The organism is Pseudonocardia pini, assembly GCF_013870575.1.
GTDB lineage: Bacteria > Actinomycetota > Actinomycetes > Mycobacteriales > Pseudonocardiaceae > Pseudonocardia > Pseudonocardia pini.
On record NZ_JACBXB010000509.1, the window covers coordinates 1 to 4,070 of the forward strand.

Sequence of the window (4,070 nt, forward strand, 5' to 3'; positions counted from 1 at the left end):
GTCCGTGCCCTGCTGCGACCCGCCCGTCAGCACGACGATCATGTCCGCCGGTCCGGGCGCCGTCCCGGGCTGCACGAAACCGGCGTCGGCGAGCCCGGTCCACACCGCGCCCGACTGGTCGGCCGTCGCGGCGTTCTTGCTGGTCATCACGCTGCCGAGCAGGCCACCGGCGAGGCTGCCGGTGTCCGAGGCGGCCGGGAGCTGGGCGCCGGCGGGCAGCAGGCTCGCGGCGAGCTCGTTGAGCTGGCCGGACCGGGCGGGGTCGCTGACGGCGTCGGTGAGGGTGATCGAGCCCGTCACCGTCCCGCCCGCCTGCCCGATCAGCCGGATCACGGACTCCTGGTCGGTCTGGTCCCCGCCCGCCTGGACGAACGCGACGCTCCGCCCGCTCAGCAGCCCGCTCACCGCGGCAGGCCCGACGCGCGCGGCGAACTGGTCCGCGGCGGCCTGTCGGTCCAGCAGCGAGTCCCGCTCGGCGGTCAGCGTGTCGACCTGTGTGGACAGTGAGTCGCGGTCCGTGGACACCGCGGCGAGCAGGCGGTCGGACAGGCCGCTCGCCCCGAGCACGACACCCACCGCGAGCGCCAGGAACACCGCCGCGATCGAGACCGCGTGGTACTTCAGCGAGATCACCGCGCGAACCAGCCCTCGACCGTCTCGACCAGCGCCGTGAACGTCGTGCTGAGCCAGGTGACCACCGCGTCGCCCGCCTGGGACATCAGCAGCGCGGCCACGACCGCGACGAGCGCCGCCACGATCAGCAGCAGCAGCGCGCCGGTGGAGATCCGGCTCCGGTAGAGCTGCGCGATCACCCGGCCGTCGACGAGCGTGCCGCCGGTCTGCAGGCGGGTGAGGAAGGTGGAGGCGTTGCTGCCGGACCGACCGCGGTCGAGGAACTCGACCATGGTCGCCGACAGCCCGACCGTGACGATCATCGACGCCCCGTGGTGGTGCGCCAGCAGCAGCGCCAGGTCCTCGGGGTTCGCGCTCGACGGGAAGGTCACCGCGCTCGCGCCGAGGTCCTGGACCTTGTGCAGGCCGGGCGCGTGGCCGTCGGCGAATGCGGGCACGACGACGTCGGCGCCGCAGGTCAGAGCCTCGTCCGAGACGTCGGACGGGTCGCCGACGATCAGGTGCGGCTTGTGCCCGGCGGCCCGCAGCGCGTCGGCGCCCGCCCCGACCCCGATGAGCACCGGTTGGTACTCGCGGATGAAGTGGGCGAGCCTGCGCAGGTCCTTCGCGTGGTCGAAGCCCGCCGCGACGACGAGGACCTGGCGGCCGTCCAGCTCGACGTCCACCTCGGGCACGCCGTACCCGTCGAGCAGCAGGGCGCGCTCCTGGCGCATGAACTCGGTGGTGTTGGCGGCGAACGCCTCGAGCTGGTGGGTGAGCCCCGCCTTGGCCTCGACGAGCGCGTCGGCCACCGACTCGGTGGTCTGCTCGGTGCCGCGGCCCAGCTCCAGCTCGCCCGCGTACACCACACCCTCGTGCACGCGGATCCGCGCACCGTCCTTGACGGCGTGCATGATGTCCGGCCCGAGGTCGTCGACCAGCGTGATCCCGGCGGCCATCAGCGCGTCGGGGCCGAGGTTGGGGAACCGGCCGGAGATCGACGGGGCGGCGTTGAGCACGAACGCGACCTCGGCGGCGATCAGGGCGTCGGCGGTGGTGCGGTCCATGTCGATCTGGTCGAGCACGGCGACGTCACCGGGCTTCAGCCGCTTCAGCAGGGCGTCCGTCCGCTTGTCGACGCGGGCCGTCCCGGCGAGCCCGGGCAGCTCGGGTCGCGAGCGGTGCAGCAGGCCGGAGAGCTTCATGGCGGGCACCTTCGCACCGGGGGCGGCCCGATCGGTGAAGGCGCGCCGCACCGTGACCGCGGCGTCACCCACCCTCCCGCGCCACCCCCGACCCGCGAGTCCCCCACTTCCGACGCGCGAGTCCCCCACTTCCGACGCGCGAGTCCCACAGTTTCGACGCGCGAGTCCCACAGTTTCGACGCGCGAGTCCCCCAGTTTCGACGCGCGAGTCGGACATCCCGACTCACCGCTCCGGCGGTGCGCGGGCCGTTGCGGCGTGTTCCGATCCGGCGCCGCCCGGGCGGTCGGGGCAGGATCGGGGCATGGTGCGTCGGGGGGCGTCGGTCCTCGTTCTGTTGTTCCTGATGGCGGCGTGTTCGTCCGAGGCACCGGCACCGCCGACGTTCGCCGGGGACTGGCAGGGAACGATGGAGGTGCCCGGTCAGCCGCTGCCGTTCGCGGTCCACATCGGCCAGGACCAGGCGTCGGGCACGATCGACATCCCGGTGCAGATGGTCGCGGGAGCGCCCCTCAGCGAGGTCTCGCTCACCGGGGACGCGATCCGGTTCGCGCTCCCCGACGTCCCCGGGGCGCCCGTCTTCACCGGAACGATCCAGGGCGAGGCGATCAGTGGAACCCTGAGCCAGGGCGGCCAGAACATCCCGTTCTCGCTGGCCAGGGGCACGCTACCGCCGCCGGCCCGGCCGCAGGAGCCGCAGCCGCCGTACCCCTACCGCAGCGAGGACGTCACGTTCCCGAGCGGACCGGTCACGCTCGCGGGCACGGTCACGACCCCCGAGGGGCCGGGTCCTTTCCCCGCGGTCGTGATGATCACCGGCAGCGGCGCGCAGGACCGGGACGAGACGCTGGCCTCGCACAAACCCTTCCTCGTGCTCGCCGACGCCCTCACCAGGGCCGGGTTCGCCGTGCTGCGGACCGACGACCGCGGCGTCGGCGGCTCCACCGGAACGATCGACGACACCCCCTACGCCGACCTGGCCGACGACGCCCGCGCCGGCGTGGCGTTCCTCCGCGCGCGTCCCGAGGTCGACCCTGCTCGGGTGGGTCTGTTCGGGCACAGCGAGGGCGGCTACCTCGCCCCGCTCGCGGCGCAGCGCTCGGCACCCGGCGACATCGCGTTCGCGGTGTTGATGGCAGGCCCCGCGGTGCCGGGCGGGGACGTGCTGATCGAGCAGAACGAGCTCCTGCTCGCCGCCGCCGGGCTGCCCCCGGACCAGGTCGCCGCCCAGGTCGACGGGGTGCGGCAGCTCGTGGAGCGGTTCCGCGCGGGCGACCGCGAGGGAGCGCGGGCGCTGGCCCGCGCGCAGGCCGTGGGACAGGGCCTCCCCGCTGACCAGGCGGATGCCGCGGCCGCGCAGGTCGCGACCCTCGGCCCCTTCCTCACCTACGACCCGCAGCCGGCGCTCCGCGCCCTGCGGATCCCGGTGTTCGCCTTCTTCGGCTCGAAGGACCTGCAGGTCCCGCCCGCGCAGAGCGAGCAGCCCATGCGCGAGGCCCTCGCCGCGGCCCCCGGCTCCGAGGTCCGCACCTTCGAGGGCCTCAACCACCTCATGCAGCCCGCCCAGACCGGCAGCCCCGCCGAGTACTCGACGATCGAGACCACGATCGACCCCACCGTCCTCGACGCCGTGACCCAGTGGCTGACCGCCCGCTGACCGCCCGCCGCTGCCGTCGAGATGAACCAGGGTGTCGTCCAGAGCATGATCGAACGACACCCTGGTTCATCTCGACGAGCGGGTGCGCTTCTTCGGCGTCGCGCGGTCCTGCTCGCGGTGTGAGCGGGCCGCGGCCAGGAGCTCCTCCGCGTGGGCCCGGCCGGTGTCGGTGTCGTCCAGGCCGGCGAGCATGCGGGCGAGCTCGACGATCCGGTCCGACTCCGGGAGCGTGCGCACGCTGCTGCGGGTGATCCCCTCGCCGCGCTTCTTCTGCACGACCAGATGGCGGTCCGCGTAGGCCGCGACCTGCGGCAGGTGCGTCACCACGATCACCTGGTGCCGCTGGGCGAGCCGGGCGAGCCTGCGCCCGATCTCCACCGCCGCCCGGCCGCCGACCCCGGCGTCCACCTCGTCGAACACCATGGTGGGCACCGGGTCCGAGCCCGCCAGGGCGACCTCGAGGGCCAGCATGACCCGCGACAGCTCGCCGCCGGAGGCGCCCTTGTGCAGGGGCTGCGGGGCCGAGCCGGGGTGCGGGACGAGCCGCAGCTCCACCTCGTCCACCCCGTCGGACCCCGCGGCGACCCACTGGCCGCCG

At 74.2% G+C, this 4,070-nt stretch carries 3 protein-coding genes and 1 pseudogene; 1 reads left to right on the forward strand and 3 read right to left on the reverse strand.

Annotated elements, in window-relative coordinates; translation table 11 throughout:
* Together H5J29_RS23510 and steA are read right to left on the reverse strand one after the other, a co-directional pair.
* Window positions 1–633 (reverse strand): copper transporter (locus H5J29_RS23510; RefSeq protein ID WP_181783209.1); only part of this gene is annotated, 633 nt, incomplete at its 3' end.
* Window positions 630–1,817 (reverse strand): putative cytokinetic ring protein SteA, encoded by a 1,188-nt coding sequence (gene steA / locus H5J29_RS23515; RefSeq protein ID WP_181783211.1) that lies wholly within the window; start codon window positions 1,815–1,817, stop codon window positions 630–632. The genes H5J29_RS23510 and steA, both read right to left, overlap by 4 nt.
* Before the next feature lie 302 nt (window positions 1,818–2,119).
* Between steA and H5J29_RS23520 the strand changes: the two genes are divergently transcribed.
* On the forward strand, window positions 2,120–3,472 hold the full coding sequence (locus H5J29_RS23520; RefSeq protein WP_181783210.1) for an alpha/beta hydrolase family protein: 1,353 nt from the start codon (window positions 2,120–2,122) through the stop codon (window positions 3,470–3,472).
* Window positions 3,473–3,538: 66 nt separating this feature from the next.
* On the opposite strand, the pseudogene H5J29_RS23525 reads toward H5J29_RS23520, so the two are convergent.
* Window positions 3,539–4,070 (reverse strand): annotated as a pseudogene (locus tag H5J29_RS23525) (DNA repair protein RecN); the annotation flags it as partial.